General features: G+C 63.6%; 12 protein-coding genes. 4 read left to right on the top strand and 8 right to left on the bottom strand.

Going from position 1 to position 16081, the window contains the following annotated elements:
- Nucleotides 1-18 precede the first annotated feature (18 nt).
- The 3 genes from VWY75_RS11960 to VWY75_RS11950 are packed head-to-tail and all read right to left on the bottom strand — an operon-like array spanning nt 19 to nt 3458.
- The gene (locus VWY75_RS11960) at nt 19-1563 is read right to left on the bottom strand and encodes a Ppx/GppA family phosphatase (protein ID WP_416539033.1); all 1545 of its coding nucleotides are present in this window, start codon (nt 1561-1563) and stop codon (nt 19-21) included.
- A 47-nt stretch (nt 1564-1610) separates the two neighbouring features.
- Nucleotides 1611-2381 (bottom strand): DnaA ATPase domain-containing protein, encoded by a 771-nt coding sequence (locus tag VWY75_RS11955; RefSeq protein WP_340546024.1) that lies wholly within the window; start codon nt 2379-2381, stop codon nt 1611-1613.
- Nucleotides 2382-2390: 9 nt separating this feature from the next.
- Complete coding sequence (locus VWY75_RS11950; protein ID WP_416539032.1) at nt 2391-3458, bottom strand: AI-2E family transporter; 1068 nt, start codon at nt 3456-3458, stop codon at nt 2391-2393.
- Nucleotides 3459-3682: 224 nt separating this feature from the next.
- On the opposite strand from VWY75_RS11950, the gene proS reads away from it, so the two are divergent.
- The 3 genes from proS (at nt 3683) to VWY75_RS11935 (ending at nt 7266) form a co-directional block, all read left to right on the top strand.
- Nucleotides 3683-5038 carry a proline--tRNA ligase gene (proS, locus tag VWY75_RS11945; protein ID WP_416539031.1) on the top strand — a complete coding sequence of 452 codons (1356 nt, stop codon included), beginning with the start codon at nt 3683-3685 and terminating at the stop codon, nt 5036-5038.
- Between the two features lie 229 nt (nt 5039-5267).
- Entirely contained in the window at nt 5268-6560 is a 1293-nt protein-coding gene (locus VWY75_RS11940) for a lipoprotein-releasing ABC transporter permease subunit (protein ID WP_416539030.1), read from the top strand.
- Nucleotides 6553-7266, top strand: coding sequence for an ABC transporter ATP-binding protein (locus tag VWY75_RS11935; RefSeq protein WP_416539029.1), 714 nt, complete (start codon nt 6553-6555; stop codon nt 7264-7266). The genes VWY75_RS11940 and VWY75_RS11935 overlap by 8 nt, the downstream gene beginning before the upstream one ends.
- Before the next feature lie 10 nt (nt 7267-7276).
- Here the strand turns inward: VWY75_RS11935 and VWY75_RS11930 are convergent, their stop codons facing one another.
- The 5 genes from VWY75_RS11930 to parE all read right to left on the bottom strand — a co-directional run bounded on the left by VWY75_RS11930 (nt 7277) and on the right by parE (nt 14301).
- Nucleotides 7277-7963, bottom strand: a complete 687-nt coding sequence (locus VWY75_RS11930; protein ID WP_416539028.1) for a hypothetical protein — start codon at nt 7961-7963, stop codon at nt 7277-7279.
- A gap of 62 nt (nt 7964-8025) precedes the next feature.
- Nucleotides 8026-10092: a molybdopterin-dependent oxidoreductase gene (locus VWY75_RS11925; RefSeq protein WP_416539027.1), complete on the bottom strand. Its 2067-nt coding sequence runs from the start codon at nt 10090-10092 to the stop codon at nt 8026-8028.
- 101 nt (nt 10093-10193) lie between these two features.
- Nucleotides 10194-10946 carry a hypothetical protein gene (locus VWY75_RS11920; protein ID WP_416539026.1) on the bottom strand — a complete coding sequence of 251 codons (753 nt, stop codon included), beginning with the start codon at nt 10944-10946 and terminating at the stop codon, nt 10194-10196.
- A gap of 680 nt (nt 10947-11626) precedes the next feature.
- Nucleotides 11627-12289: a hypothetical protein gene (locus VWY75_RS11915; RefSeq protein ID WP_416539025.1), complete on the bottom strand. Its 663-nt coding sequence runs from the start codon at nt 12287-12289 to the stop codon at nt 11627-11629.
- Between the two features lie 53 nt (nt 12290-12342).
- Nucleotides 12343-14301: a DNA topoisomerase IV subunit B gene (gene parE / locus VWY75_RS11910; RefSeq protein ID WP_416539024.1), complete on the bottom strand. Its 1959-nt coding sequence runs from the start codon at nt 14299-14301 to the stop codon at nt 12343-12345.
- A gap of 225 nt (nt 14302-14526) precedes the next feature.
- Here parE and VWY75_RS11905 point away from each other — a divergent pair, with 225 nt between their 5' ends.
- The gene (locus tag VWY75_RS11905) at nt 14527-15942 is read left to right on the top strand and encodes a pyridoxal phosphate-dependent decarboxylase family protein (RefSeq protein ID WP_416539023.1); all 1416 of its coding nucleotides are present in this window, start codon (nt 14527-14529) and stop codon (nt 15940-15942) included.
- Nucleotides 15943-16081 lie beyond the last annotated feature (139 nt).

Raw genomic sequence — 16081 nt, 5'->3', positions numbered from 1 at the left:
GCGGGGCAGGCGCTGCGGTTACTTGCGGATCTTCACCCGTACCTCTGCCTCCAGCGACCGGGCAAGGGAACTCAGCCGTGCTTCGGCAACCTCGCCAAACAGCGGCTCCGCCTCGGCCGGCAGTTCCAGCAGCAGGTGTTTCTTGCGCGGTTGCCAGACCAGCTTGCCGATGTTGCCATCCTTGCTGACCATCAGCATGGCGCCGAACCGCATCGCCTTGCCCAGGATCTCGGCCTCTTTCTTGCCGCGCTCGTCCAGAAGATCATAGAGATATTCAAACGCCGTCCCCTGCCGCTTGTTGCGATAGCGGTGCAGCAGCGCAAGGCCGAGAAAGATCCGTTCGGAGTGTTTCAGCCCGCCCAGATTGGCCCGTGTGGCGTTGTCGAAACAGACCTCGGCGCGATAGTCGGGATGGGCGCGCCAGCTGACGTCATGCAGCAGGCAGGCGGCTTTCACCAGCCGGGTCTTGGCATGGTCGGAGGATCTGAACAGCGGCGAGACGAATTCATACAGCGTGCGGCCAAAACCGGGGATGCGGGCATCCTTCTGCTCGGCAAAGCGGCTGGCTTCGATCAGCGGATCGCGGTCGCGCAGGCGCTGGGGCATCTGCTCATAGAGGAGCCCCTCGCGGATGCCATAGCTGGAGACTGCGATATCCTTGGGCCGAAAGGTCTTGACCAGCCGCGACAGCACATCGGCGGCATAGGGCACCAGCGACATCCGGGCGCTGGAAACACCGCATTCGGCGCGCAGCTCTTCCAGGTCCTGGGTCTCGATATAGCGCAGGGTCTCGCGCACGGATTGGGCGCTCATGCGGTATTCATGCAGGACCCGCAGCGGGTAGCCGCGCCGCGCCATGTCGATCCGGGCAATCGCCCGCCAGCTGCCGCCGACCAGAAACAGCCGGTCGTTCTGCTGGCCCATCTCGCTGCGCAGGCCCTCCATCACCTCGGTGACATGCGCCTTGCGGCCACGCCGGCCTCCCGCAACGTCGCGCAGTTTCAGCGGGCCGAGTGAGGAGGTCACCCGTTTGCCAACCTCACCGTCATGGATTTCTGCCAGCTCCATGGAGGAGCCACCGATATCGCAGACCAGACCATAGGATCCGGGCCAGCCCAGCAGCACGCCCTGCGCAGACAGGCGCGCCTCTTCCTGACCGTCGATGACCCAGATCTTCAGCCCGGTTTCGCGCAGCACCTCTTCGCAGAAATCCTGCCCGTCGCTGGCATCGCGTACTGCTGCAGTGGCCACCACCGACAGCGGCGGCATGTCCATGCCCGCGGCCAGATGCTGGAACCGGCGCAGCGCCGACAGGGCGCGGATGCGCCCCTCCGGGTTCAGCCGACCGGTCTCCGACAGGCCAGCGCCCAGGGCACACATGATTTTTTCGTTATAGAAATAGGCGGGGCTACGGGCGGCCCCGTCAAAGATCACCATCCGCACCGAGTTGGAGCCGACGTCCACCACGCCCACCCGTGACAGGGCGCGGGCGCCCGGATCGTCAAACAAGGGTCGGCCAAAAGGCCCCCAATCGGCGGTGGCAGGCTCCGGTGTCACGTGCATGTTGGCTCCGTTACGTGTCGTCAGGATGGGGGATCGGCAAAGCCGGGTCAATCGCAGGCTGCGGCAGCGCCGGACCTGTCTGCGGCATCGGCTGATGCGGTGGCGGCTGGTTTCTCCGCAGGCCGCGACGGGCTGCGCGCGGTTCGGGCAGGGCGGTCCGACATCAGCTCGACCGCCAGCACCCGCGACACCATCCGCCCTTCGGCGAGGGACAGGCGGTCCAGCTCCTCGACGATCTGCGAGGCTGCGGCAAAGGAGCGGTCCATATGCGCCACCAGATAGGGGATCACATCGGGTTTCGGGGTGATCTGCCGGTCGTTGAACAGTTTTGCCAGCACCACCGACAGCAGCGCGTCATCCGGCGGTTGCAGCTGGGCATGGGTCGCGCCTTCGACCCTGCTTTGCAGATCGGGCAGCGACATCGCCCACAGATGCGGTGCGGCCCGCCCGGTCAGCATCAGCGCATGGCCATTGGCCAGAACCAGATTGTGCAGGTGAAACAGGGCATCCTGCGCCTCGGCGTTATCGGCAATATCCGGCACGTCCTCGATGGCGATCGGGCCGTCAGCCAGATGCGGCACATCCGCCTTGGTCAGCTGCCAAGCGGGCAGGATGCGCGCGCCGGAGTTGCTGGCCCAGACATGCACCAGATGGGTCTTGCCGGAGCGTTTCGGCCCGCTCAGCACCAGCTTGCCGCCGGGCCAGGCAAAGGCGGGATCCAGCATCGCCACCGCCATCGCATTGGAGGGCGCGACAAAGAAATCGTCCCGTCCAAGCGCCGGTTTCGCCGGGAGGTCAAAGCTCAGCTGTTGTGCCATGGGTCAGGTTCAGTCCGCGTCGTGAAAGGCTTTGCCCTGGTAGAGGCGACTGTCCAGATAGCGCTCAACCAGGAACCGCGCAATCACCCCGAGTGCGGCGGCAACCGGCACCGCGATCAACATGCCGACAAAGCCGAACAGCGCGCCAAAGACCGACAGCGCCAGCAGCAGCCAGACCGGATGCAGCCCAACCGAATTGCCAACCAGCTTGGGGGTGAGCAAATTGCCCTCAACCACCTGACCGATCACGAAAATGCCTGCGACCATGCCGATCGACCACCAGTCGCCCCAGAACTGGAACAGCGCCAGCCCGATGGCCAGCGCGCCGCCGATCAGGGCGCCGAGATAGGGGATAAAGGTGACCAGACCGGCGATGAACCCCACCGCAAGACCGAAGTTCAGCCCCACCAGCATCAGCGCCACTGCGTAATAGGAGCCGAGAATCAGGCAGACCGTCCCCATGCCGCGGATAAAGGAGGCCAGCACCTTGTCGATGCGCGCGGCCAGCTCGCGGATGGTGGGGGCGTGATCGCGCGGCAGCAGCTCGTCGATCCGCGCAACCATGCGATCCCAATCGACCAGAAAATAGACCGCGACCACCGGAACAATCACAAACAGCACCATGACGTTGACCAGCGAAACCGCGGAGCCGACAACGCCCTCCAGCACGCTGATCGCCTTGCTTTGCAGGGTCTGGGCGATGGACACGATGGTCTGCTGGGCACGGCTGCCCTCGTCAAACAGGGACGGGGCCTGTTTCTGGGCAAAGTCGCGCAGGTTCTTGAAGGCCTCCGGCAGCACCTGCGCGAGGTCGATCATCTGGTAGATCAGCGTCGGCACCACCACCAGCAGCAGCACCACAAACAGCAGCACCGCCGCAACGGTGATAGTTGCGGTGGCCGCCGTGCGGCTGAGCCCCGCCGCTTCCAGCCGGTCGGCAATCGGATCAAGGAGATAGGCAATCGCGGCGCCCAGGACAAACGGCAGCAGGACATCGCCCAGTGCCCACATGGTCACCGCAAAGACGACAGCGGCAATGCCCCAGTATTTCAATTGCTTCTGTGCCGGAAGTGCCATGTGTTGCGTCCTGCTCTCAGCCTGATCCTAGGGGCCTGTTTGGGCAGAAGTCTTCGCCCATGCGCCCCGTCGATGCAACCCCAATGACCCGCCGCCGGTTCCCGCAGGGGGGGCGGTCAGGTCATTCGCCCGGTCAGCCATGTGCCGAAACGCAAAGCACGATTGCCTGAGGCGCGTCGATGGCTTAGACCGCTTGCGAACCCAGATTGATAAATGAGACCGCCATGCGCCTGTCCCGCTATTTTCTTCCCGTGCTGAAGGAGACCCCCTCCGAAGCCCAGATCGTCAGCCACCGTTACATGCTGCGCGCCGGCATGATCAAACAGTCCTCTGCCGGGATCTATTCCTGGCTGCCCTTGGGCTTCAAGGTGCTGAAAAAGATCGAAACCATCGTCCATGAAGAGCAGATGCGCGCGGGTCATATCCCGATGCTGATGCCGACGCTGCAATCGGCGGATCTGTGGAAGGAATCGGGGCGCTATGATGACTATGGTCAGGAAATGCTGCGGATCTCCGATCGCCATGGCCGCGACATGCTCTATGGTCCCACCAACGAAGAGCTGATCACCGATATCTTCCGCAGCCATGTCGGCAGCTACAAGGATCTGCCGCTGACGCTCTACCACATCCAGTGGAAATTCCGCGACGAGATCCGCCCACGGTTCGGTGTCATGCGGGGCCGTGAATTCTACATGAAGGACGGCTATAACTTCGACCTGACCAAAGAGGACGCGCTGCACGCCTATAACCGTCATCTGGTCAGCTATCTGCGCAGCTACGAGCGTATGGGGTTGCAGGCGATCCCGATGCGCGCCGATGGCGGGCCGATTGGCGGCGATTATACCCATGAATTCCTGGTGCTGGCCGAAACCGGCGAGAGCGAGGTGTTCTATGACAGCGCCGTTACCGATCTGACCTTTGGCGATCGCGAAATTGATTACGACAGCGTCGAGCAGTGTCAGGGCGTGCTGGAGGAGTTTACCTCGAAATATGCCCGCACCGATGAAACCCATGACGAGGCGCTGTTCAACGAGGTGCCGGAAGACCGTCGCCGGGTGGCGCGCGGGATCGAGGTTGGCCAGATCTTCTACTTTGGTACCAAATATTCCGAAGCGATGGGTGCCAATGTGCAAGGCCCCGATGGCAAGCAGTCGCCGGTCCATATGGGCTCGCACGGGATCGGCGTTTCGCGTCTCCTTGGCGCCATCATCGAGGCCAGCCACGACGAAAAGGGCATCATCTGGCCCGAAGGGGTGACGCCGTTCCACTGCGGGATCGTAAACCTCAAACAGGGCGACGAAGAAGCCGACGCCGCCTGTGAGAGCCTTTATGACGCGCTGACAGCTGTCGGGCTGGAGCCGCTTTATGATGATCGCAAGGAACGGGCAGGCGGTAAATTCGCCACCATGGACCTGATCGGTCTGCCCTGGCGCATCACCGTCGGCCCGCGTGGTCTGAAAAACGGCGTGGTCGAACTCACCTCGCGCCGCAGCGGCGAAAGCGAGGAACTCTCGCCCGAGGCGGCAGTGCAGAAGATCGTGGAGATCTATGCCAACCACCAGACCGGCCGGGGCTTCTGAAGCGGCGCATAGCCCGCGACACGCCCTTATGGAACGATCAGCACGGTCCGCGCCCCATTGGTGCGGACCGTTTGCGTCTGGGCCAGGAATTTTGCCAAAATAACCAGCGCCCGGCCGATGGCGGTGGATTGGTGTCACCGCCGGGGAATGCTGCCGGGGCGGAAACCAGATCTTGACCTTGGGCCGTGGGCAGCACAGGTTGCGCTGAACTTTGCCCGGCAGGATCATTATGGCCACACCACTCCCTTTTTCCCGTTTTGAATGGCTGATCGCCTGGCGTTATCTGCGGGCGCGCCGGGCCGAAGGTGGCGTCAGTGTGATGACCTGGATCAGCCTCATCGGCATTGCGCTTGCCGTCTTTGCGCTGATTGCCACATTGGCGGTGCGCACCGGATTCCGCTCGGAATTTGTCGGCACCATTCTGGGGGCCAATGCGCATGTGACGCTCTATTCACATGGCACGGTGACCGAACAGGGCCAGCTGGACCGCAAGCTGGCAGAGTATGACGCCCTGGCCGAGGCCGCCGCCGCGGTGCCCGGCGTGATCCGCAGCGCGCCGCTGATCAAAGGGCAGGTGATGGCAAGCCTGCGCCAGCGCAGCGCCGGGGTTGAGGTCTTTGGCATCTCGGCGGCCAACATCGCCAGCCTGCCGGGGATTGCCCAGAGCGAGGCGGCGATTGGTGACCTGTCGCGGTTTGACGAAGGCGTGGCGCTGGGATCTGGCGTGGCCCGTGAACTGGGCGTGAGCGTCGGCGACCGGATCAAGCTGGTATCCCCCGATGGGGTCAAGACCGCCTTTGGCACCAGCCCGCGCGTCAATGCCTATGAGGTGGTCTATATCTTCACCGCCGGGCGCTATGACATCGACCGCACCCGGCTTTACATGCCTTTTGCCGAGGCGCAGAGCTATTTCAACCGCGAAGGCTTTGCCGATGAGATCGAGGTGATGGTGGAGGATCCCGAAACCGTTGACCGTCTGGTGCTGCCGCTGTTGCAGGCCGGGGATGAGGTTGCCCCGGGCATCGGCGTCTGGACCTGGCGCGATGCCTCGGGTGGCTTCCTGCGTGCGCTGGAGGTCGAGGACAATGTGATGTTCATCATCCTGTCGATCCTGGTGCTGATTGCCACGATGAATATCGTTTCCGGGCTGATTATGCTGGTCAAGAACAAGGGCCGCGACATTGGCATCCTGCGCACCATTGGCCTGAGTGAGGGGTCGGTGATGCGGGTGTTTTTCCTCTGTGGGGCCTGCACCGGCGTGATCGGCACTGTGCTTGGGGTCATTCTGGGCTGCCTATTCGCGATCTACATTGATCCGATTTTCTCCTTTGTGAACTATGTGATGGGGGGCGGGGTCTGGGATCCGGCGATCCGGGGCATCTATGCGCTGCCCGCCGAGCTGCGGCTGGCGGATGTGCTGTCGGCGGTGGCGCTGTCGCTGACCTTGTCCTTTGTCATCACCATTTTCCCGGCCCGGCGCGCGGCGCGGATGAACCCGGTGGAGGCGCTGCGCTATGAATAATTTCGAAATGCAGACAGGCGCGCAATCTGCCGTATTGCAGCTGAGCCAGGTCGGCAAATCCTACAACCACGGCCTGCCAACGCAGGTGGATGTGCTGACTGGCATTGATCTGACGGTGAAGCCCGGAGAGATCGTGGCGCTGGTGGCGCCCTCTGGTGCCGGCAAATCCACGCTGCTGCATACGGCCGGCCTGCTGGACACGCCCGATCGCGGCACGGTGCGGATTGGCGGGCAGGATCTGACCGGCAAATCCGAGCGGCGGCGTACGGCGGTGCGGCGGCAGGATGTGGGGTTTGTCTACCAGTTCCATCATCTGCTGGCGGAGTTCACCGCGCTGGAAAACATCGTGTTGCCGCAGCTGGCCAATGGCATCAGCCAGGCCAAGGCAGAGGCGCGGGCGCAGGATCTGCTGGCGCGTGTCGGGTTGAGCGACCGCGCCGGGCATCGCCCTGCGGCGATGTCGGGCGGCGAGCAGCAGCGGGTGGCGTTTTGTCGGGCGCTGGCCAACGGGCCGCGTCTGCTTCTGGCGGATGAGCCGACAGGCAACCTCGATCCCGCTACCGCCGATCAGGTCTTCGCGGTGCTGATGGAGCTGGTGGCCGAGACCGGCATGGCGGCGCTGATTGCCACTCATAATCTGGAGCTGGCAGAGCGCATGGACCGGGTGGTGCGGTTGGACGGAGGGCAGCTCCATCCGGGGCTCTGAGCCGCATCGGTCAGGCGCAGATACCGCCCAGCTCGGCGCCTTTCCACGGCAGGTAGACATCGCTTTCGCGGCTTTGCGGCAGGTCTGAGACGGGCATCGCCGCCTTCAGCATTCCATGCAGCCGCTTGGTGCGCGCGCCGGTTGGGTCCAGCGCGCGGCAGCAGACGTATTCTTCGACAATCGCGCCCTGCTGTTCATAGGCAAAGTCGATGAAGCGGTCGTCGCCTTTCAGATCAAACAGATAGGGATCATCCGTCGCGCGGTGTTCGGCGGCGGCGCGCAGCGGGTGATAGCCGGTCTTGGCGCGTTGCTGCCATTGCCAGACATGGGTCGCCTCATGGGCCAGCAGCATCGCCTCCACCAGATAGAGCCGCTCGGGGTAGGCGGGCATGTAGTCGTCGATATACCAGTCGCGCACGAAGAAGATGCGATTGAACAGCGCCAGTGCGGCGGGGGAAGAGGTGACGATCTCATCCTTTACGGGCGGCAGGATGCGTTCGCGGCAGGTCACGCGGGGGCGTGGCTTGCGGCGAAATGTGACCTGCGAGAGCGGCGCGCCCTTGACGATGCGCAGGCGGTTCATATCCAGTTCGGGCCCGTGAATGCGGTTGAGGAACTGCTGTTCGCCTTCGGACAGCGGACGCCCGCAGGACAGCAGGGCAAGACACCCCAGGACAAGACAGAACCGCGCGATCATGGACCCACCCTAGGACAAGTTGCGCCTGGGTGGGAACTGGTTTTGCGAGCTTTGTTGCGTGGTCAGCTGGCAGCGCGGCGCAGGTCCACGAAGGTCTCGTTATAGCAGGCGCCATCTTCGGTATCGGTGCGGATATCGGCGGGAATCAGCGCATTCACGGTCAGACCCGTGGCGCTGCTGGCGCGCCAGGTGCCCTTGGGGCTGTAGAGCACGCCGGGACGGGTGGCATCGCTGATTTTCAGCCGCAGGGTGACGGTGGCCCGATCGTTGAAGACCTCCAGCAGATCGCCATCGGTCAGCTCACGGCTGGCGGCATCCTTTGGGTGCATTTCGACCAGTTCGGCCCCATCTGAGGGTGGCTGATCGCCAAAGGTGGCGTTGGTGCGTTTCGCAGAGGACGGCGTGATCAGCACAAAGGGGGCGCTGCGCGGCACCGGATCATAGCGCGGCACGCCAAAGCCGTAGCGGGTCTCGTAGTCCTCGCTGAACAGCTCAATCTTGCCCGAGGCGGTGGCCGGCGCAATTGTATCACAGAGGATCGGTGCGGCGCCCTCGGCAGCGGTGATTTCCAGCGCCCGGTCGAGGGGGATTTCACTGGGGCGGTGGCCCTGAAGCTGTGGATGATTGCCGTCCAGCGCCTGATCCATCAGCTCAGCATCGCTGGCCTGAAACAGCGGGTCGTCATAGCCGAACCGCGCGGCCAGACGGCGGAAAATCTCGGTATTGGGCAGGCTGTCGCCCACCAGTGGGATCACCGGGGCGGCACGCTGGATGAAGTTCTGGCCGTAAGCACCATAGACATCGTCATATTCAAAATGGCTGGCGGCGGGCAGGATCACATCGCACATCCGCATGGAATCGGTCATCGCCACATCGCAGCCCGCGATAAAGATATCTTCCTGACTGAGCGCTTCGATCAGGCGGGCCTGATCGGGGTGGGTGGCGACCGGGTTGTGATTGTAGATCATCACCGCCTTGACCGGGATGCGCATATCGCGATCTAGCAGTTTGCGTGCCACATCGACGATGTTGAACACCCGTGTGTCCGGGTCGATCAGGTGGCTGGCCTGCAAGCGGTCCTGTGTTTTGGGGGCGGCGAGGCCGGGTTTGGCCAGCACCCCGGCGCCCAGCCGCCCGTGATGGCCGGTCAGCGCCTGGAGCGCCATGGCCGCCCGCAGGCCGGAGCCGCCTGAGCGTCCGCGTTCGATCCCGTTGCCGAGCGAGGTGGACATGCAGCGGGCCTGTGCGATCCAATCCGCCAGCTGGTGGAACTGCGCCAGCGGGATGCCGCAGACCTTGGCCACCTGATCGGGGGTATAGCTGCGCGCGGCCCTCAGGTATGGTTCTGATCCGGTGGTCCATTGGCCGATAAACTCATGGTCCAGCGCGCCGCGCCGCTCCAGCTCAGCCGCCAGTGCCATCGCCAGCACCACATCGGTGCCCGGCACCGGTTGCAGATGCAGGTCGCAGTGTTCGGCAATCTTGGTGCGCTTGGGGTCGATGACGACCAGCCGTGTGCCCTTGGTGCGGGCCTGTTTCAGCAGCGGCGCCATATGCAGGTTGGAAACCGTAATGTTATTGCCCCAGACCAGCACCAGATCGGAATGCACCACCTGTTGTGGCGGCATGCCGGGGGCGGCGCCGAACAGGCTCTCATAGGCGCCACCGCGCACCCCGCCGCAGAGCGGCCCCCGGTTCAGCCGGGTTGCGCCCATGTGGTAGAAAAACCGCCGGTCCATCGACCCGCCGGCCAGCTCGCCGTGGGGGCCTGCGTAGTTGAAGGGCAGCACCGATTGCGCGCCGTGGGCGGTGATTGCGCGCATGAACCCGGCGTGGATCAGGTCCAGCGCCTGCTCCCAGCTGATCGGCTCATAGCTGCCGCTGCCGCGCGGGCCGCTGCGCCGCAGCGGCCGGGTCAGCCGGTTGGGACCATGCACGAAGCCTGCAAAACTGCGCGCCACCTTGTTGCAGATCACCGCGTCGGTCAGCGGATTGGCGTGTGATCCGCGCACCGCCGTGATCTCGCCATCCGTGACACTGACGCTGAGGCTGCAGGTGTCGGGGCAATCCAGCGGGCAGACGCTGGGCAACTGGGTGGTCGGGCTATCGGCAGGGGCGTTGTCGCGCATGGCTGGGCTCGCAAATCTGAAAGGGTCTGTTGCGGTCAGCCTAGCCTGGAATGTGACCTTGTCGAAATGGCCAGTTCGGTGAGTTTTGATAAGGCCAGGACCTAGCGCAGATCCACCACCGATTTGCCCAGCCGGAACGGCGCGGCAAAGGCCACCATGCAGAGCGCGAGGATCTGCAACACCAGAATATGAGCGTTGTCCTGAAGATATTCCCATTCGCTCTTGAGCTGGGTGATCTGCCCGATCAGCGCGTCATAGGCGCGGGCCAGGATCAGAAAATCGCCCGCAATGGTCGGCACCTTGCGGCGCAGGGTGTCGACGGCGGCTTCGGTCGGGGCATCCAGTGCGGTAAAAACGGTAAAGGCGGCGGGATCGAAGGCATCCGCCTTGGCGGCCATTTCCATCATCTCAGGCGTGTGCTCGGCGCGGCCAAAGATCAGCTGCAGCCCCTGCAGCGGGGTCACCTGATCAGTCACAGCGATGAACAGCGGCAGTTCGGCATTGCCCGCAGTGGAGGCGGAGAGAAACTCGATCTTATCACATAGGGTTGCGATATCGCTGTCATAGGCCGGATCGCAGAACCGCAGGCGGAACCGCGCGGCGTCGCGGTCAAAAGAGGCGGTGGCGGCATAGGCGATGTCGATCTGCCGTTCCAGCCGCCCGGTGTCGGCCTTGTAGATGCCCGCCAGCACAGCGACCAGCGCGCCGATACCGCCCAGAACCACCCAGCCCAGATCCGCCAGCCGCCAGACCCGGTGTCCTGCTGGATGGCGAAACAGCAGCGCGGTGCCCAGGCTGCCCGCGCCGAAACACAGGAGGATCAGCAGCAGCTGATTGTCGGCAATGGTCATCATGGCGGCGGCTCCTGCGGGTGGGTCCAGGGTGGGCTGGCGTTGGGGAAGTGTAGAAAGACCAGCGCCTTGCAGGCAAGCGCTATCACCGCGCGGCCGGTGATGCCCAGAGGCGCGGTGGGGGATGTCCTGATTGTGATGTCACCCGCGTTGTCGGGAGCGGGTCAGTGCTGCGGGCAGCAAAGAGCAGGCGGCGCCGCCAAGGGCCCAATGTCTCCACTGGGGCCAGAGGCGGAGGGTAGGATGGGGATTGCCCATCTTCGCGAGATATCTGCGAACCGCCCCGGTTGGTGGCCGTGGCGTCCGATCTCCAGGTGGTGGGGCGGGGTGTCAGTCCGCCCCGGATGTCGCGACGGGATCAGCCTGGCAGATCGGGTTTAAGCGAAGGTGGAGGGGGCGTGCGGTGGTCCGGGGGGTGGCGCAACGGGGGTACGAGGCACCTTGACCGGGCCGCGTGCCAGTCCCCGGCAGGCGCAGACCTATAGGCGGGATGCCTCCCCCCTCTCGGCGGCAAAACCGCCTGCCGGGCAGGGGGCGGGAGTATTTTCAGAAAGGTGAAGGAGGTGTCGGTGTGCCCCTTGGGACGTGGCGCGCAGCGGCACGGCCCGCGCCTGACCTTCCCCCCGGGAAGGCGCTTCACGCCTCCCCAAGGTCAGGCGCGGGCCTTGTGTTGCGGGAGGGCCTTATTGGCTGTCAAACAGTCCAGGGTCTTCTGCTTGGTTCTTGCGCTGGAACTTTGCTAAGTGTTTTTCAAACGCTTCGGTGTTCGAGTACGAAAAATCTTTGGATTCATAGAATTGCGTTCGCGTTGATTTTATCTTGGGGAACTCAAAGTAATGAAGCTCAAATTTCTCATGATATCCAGCGATAGGCTTTGAGAGTAGTTGAAGCAGGGGATCCCGTTGAGCCTTCTTCAAGGCGATACTCGCATACGGGCTAAATAGTACACAGGCAATTCTGTTGCCCTGTTTGAGCGCAAAATCATATGGGGGGCGATACTCAATTCCGGGAGACAACTCCTTCGATGGCGCGGTCAACTCAATGGGTGACCATTCTTCCACAGGCAGGTACTTGAAGACAGATTTTGCTATTGGCGTTTTTGCTGAAACTTCATCCTGATATCGAGAGCCTGCAATAGCTTCGAGCACTTTCTTTGAAGAATTTAATTGATACCCTTGTGTTAAAAGGTTCTCAAACCCTCGGTAGTCCCAGCTTGTCTTTGGGCCTTGTTTTTTGTATTGACTGATTTTTCTTTCAATTTTCAGCTCAACTGCTGGGGTGTCAAAGGGCTTTCCGTCAAATTCAGGTAAACACTCAGATGCTCTGAGTAATGTGCTCTTCTTCATCAAAAAGGCTGCTCTCCAAAGAAAAACCCCTGCAAATGCAGGGGTTTGTTAACTCAAACATCCAGCTCCTCCACGAACTTCGCGTTCTCCTGGATATACTGGAAACGAAGCTCGGGTTTCTTGCCCATCAAGCGCTCGACCAGGTCGCCGGTTTCGCCGGGCTCGTCCTCGTCGATGGTGACGCGGATCAGCTTGCGGGTCGTGGGGTCCATCGTGGTCTCCTTCAGGTCCTTGGCGTCCATTTCGCCAAGACCCTTGAAGCGGGAGACGTCGATCTTGCCCTTGCCGCCGAGGCCCTTTTCCAGCCATTTGTCGCGCTCGGCCTCATCGAGGCAGTAGACGCGGCGCGCACCCTGGGTCAGGCGGAACAGCGGCGGGCAGGCGAGATACAGGTGGCCGCCGTCAATGAGCGGGCGCATCTGGGTAAAGAAGAAGGTCATCAGCAGCGAGGCGATATGGGCGCCGTCGACGTCCGCGTCGGTCATGATGATGATCTTGTCATAGCGCAGATCGTCGAGGTTGAATTTGGTGCCAAGGCCGACGCCAAGCGCCTCGCAGAGGTCGTTGATCTCCTGATTGGAGCCGAGTTTGTTGGAGGCCGCGCCCAGCACGTTCAGGATCTTGCCCTTCAGGGGCAAGAGCGCCTGATTGACCCGGTTGCGCGCGCCCTTGCCGGAACCGCCCGCGGAGTCGCCCTCGACGATGAACAGTTCGGTGCCGGCGCGGTCCTTGGAGGTGCAGTCGGTCAGCTTGCCGGGCAGGCGCAGCTTCTTGGTGGCGGATTTGCGCTGGGTCTCTTTCTCCTGCTTGCGGCGCAGGCGTTCCTCGGCGCGCAGCACAAGAAAGTCGAGGATGGCGCCGGCGGATTTGGTATCGGCGGCCAGCCAGTTGTCGAAATGATCGCGGACCGAGTTTTCCACCATCTTGGCGGCAGCCTCGGTCGAGAGGCGGTCCTTGGTCTGGCCGACAAAGGCGGGATCGGCGATGAAGCAGGAGACCAGCGCGCAGCCGCCCGCCATCAGGTCGTCGCGGGTGATGTTGCCAGCCTTCTTGTTGCTGACCAGCTCGCCGTAGGCCTTGATCCCTTTTAGGATTGCGGCCCAGAAGCCCGCCACATGGGTGCCGCCCTCGGGTGTGGGGACGGTGTTACAGTAGGACTGGGTGAAGCCGTCGCGGGACGGCGTCCAGTTGATCGCCCATTCCACGTATCCCGGCGCGTTGAATTTCTCGCGGAACTCAACCTTACCGGCAAAGGGCTGGTCGGCGTAGACGGAGGATTTGCCGAGCACCTCTGTCAGGTAGTCCTTGAGGCCGCCGGGGAAGTGGAAGGTGGCCTCGGTCGGGGTCTCATTGTCGTCGATTTCCGATTTCCAGCGGATTTCGACGCCGGAGAACAGATAGGCCTTGGAGCGCACGAGGGTAAACAGGCGCTTGGGCTTGAACCGGTGGGAGCCGAAGATCTGTTCATCGGCGTGGAAGGTGACGAAGGTGCCGCGCTTGTTGGGGGCGGCGCCGATTTTTTCCACCGGACCCTGGGGGAGGCCGCGGGAGAAACGCTGTTCGAACAGTTCCTTGTTCTTGGCCACTTGCACGACCATGGAATCCGACAGCGCGTTCACCACGGAGGAGCCGACGCCGTGCAACCCGCCAGAGGTCTGATAGGCCTTACCGGAGAATTTGCCGCCTGCGTGCAGGGTGCAGAGGATCACCTCAAGTGCCGATTTGTCCGGGAACTTCGGGTGCGGGTCGATCGGGATGCCACGGCCATTGTCGGAGATGGTGACGGAAAAATCCGCGTGCAGCGTCACCTCGATCCGGTTGGCGTGGCCGGCGACGGCCTCGTCCATGGAGTTGTCGAGGATCTCGGCGACCATATGGTGCAGCGCGCGCTCATCGGTGCCGCCGATATACATGCCGGGGCGCTGGCGGACCGGTTCGAGGCCTTCCAGAACCTCGATCGAGGAAGCGTCATAGGTCTCAGAAGCGGGCGTGCTGAGGAGGTCGTCGGCCATATGCGGGGCTGCTCTTGGTTGGTTTTGATTGGCCGCCATTATGGCAGGTGTTGGGGCCGGGTGGAAGAGGCACGCAAGGGGCTGTGGATAAGGCAGGGCAGGGTGCGCGGCGATCAGTTCATCGACGGTAAGGCCGGGCAACTGGGTGCGGCGATATTCTTCGTGCGGTGCCTGGGCTTGCGGGCTACACCTGTGGGCAGCGGCAGGCAGGAGGAGGGCGCGCGGGTGGCTGAGACTGGGATCAAGACGCAGGATTGGGCGGTGTTCCGCGCTGAGGCGCAGCGGATGCTGGAGGCGGCGCTGGACCAGATGCAAGAGGCAGCGGAGCGCCCCTGGCAGCCGGTGCCGGAGGATATTGACGCGCGCTATGCGGTGACGGCGGAGGCGCTGGGGCCGCAAGAGACGGTCGACCGGATCATCCGGGACGTGCTGCCCTATCACGGTGGCAACACCCATCCGCGGTTCTGGGGCTGGGTGCAGGGATCGGGTCTGGCGACGGATCTGATCGCCTCGGTTGCGGCGGCGGCGGTCAATGCCAATATGGGCGGGCGCGACCATGGCGCGAACTACATGGAGCGCGCGGTTGTCGACTGGACGCGCCGCAAAATGGGGATGCCGGAGGGGGCCAGCGGCATTCTGGTGACCGGCACCTCGCAGGCGACGGTGATTGCCTTTCAGGCGGCGCGGCTGCGGGTGCTGAAGGATGTCCGCAAGACCGGCCAGTGCGCGGTGCGGCTGACCGCCTATGCGGGCGAGGGCGTGCATAATGCCTCGCTGAAGGCGGTGGAGCTGTTGGGTATCGGTTCGGACAATCTGCGCAAGGTGCCGCTGGTCGATGGCCGGCTGGACTGCGCGGCCTTGGCCCGGATGGTGGCCGAGGATCGGGCCAGGGGCGCGCTGCCCTTTCTGCTGGTGGGCAATGCGGGCACCGTGGATCTGGGGCAGTTTGATGACCTGAATGCCTTGGCCGATGCGGCAGCGGATCTGGGGCTGTGGCTGCATGTGGACGGGGCCTTTGGCGCCTGGACGCGGATTGCGGCGGAGCCTTACCGGTCGCTGTCCGATGGCATCGGGCGGGCTGACAGCATCGCGCTGGATTTCCACAAGTGGATGTATGTGGGCTATGACTGCGGCATGGCGCTGCTCAGGAATGAGGAGGAGCACCGGGCGGCCTTTGCGGCGCGGCCTGCCTATCTGGAAGGGGCCGAGCGCGGGCTGGCGGGCGGTGAGCCGTGGTTCTGCGACTATGGCATTGACCTCAGCCGTGGCAACCGGGCGCTGAAGGTCTGGACGGCGCTTGAGACCTATGGCGAGGCGGCGTTCTGCGAGGCGATCACCGGCAATTGCGAGCTGGCGGCGCTGATGGCGGCTGAGGTTGAGGCGCAGCCGCTGATGGCACTGGGCGCGCCGGTGGTATCGAATATCTGCGTCTTCACCGCGCGCAGCGATCTGGCGCCGGAGGCGCAGTCTGTGATCAACGCGCATATTGCCCAGACCCTGCAGGAAAGCGGCGAGGCGGTGTTCTCGACCACCCGTGCGGAGGGCCGCGTGATGCTGCGCGCGGCGATCACCAACCACCGCAGCCGCGCGGCGGATGTGCGGGCGGCGATTGCCGCGGTGGCGCGGGAGGCGGCGACGTAAAGCGATGAGCCCCGCGCCTGCCTGGGCGGGCGCAGGCGTGACGGCGCGGCATGGCGCCGGGCGCGATAGATGATTGCCGTTGCGTCTTGTTGCGCCGGTGAACGCGCCTGCCGGGGGGCAGGCAGGCGCGGGGCGGCGG

Source organism: Phaeobacter sp. JH20_08, from assembly GCF_048056635.1.
In the GTDB taxonomy this organism is placed as follows: domain Bacteria; phylum Pseudomonadota; class Alphaproteobacteria; order Rhodobacterales; family Rhodobacteraceae; genus Phaeobacter; species Phaeobacter bryozoorum.
Note: the sequence above shows the minus strand (reverse complement) of the source record. Positions and strands in the feature narration are given on the sequence as shown.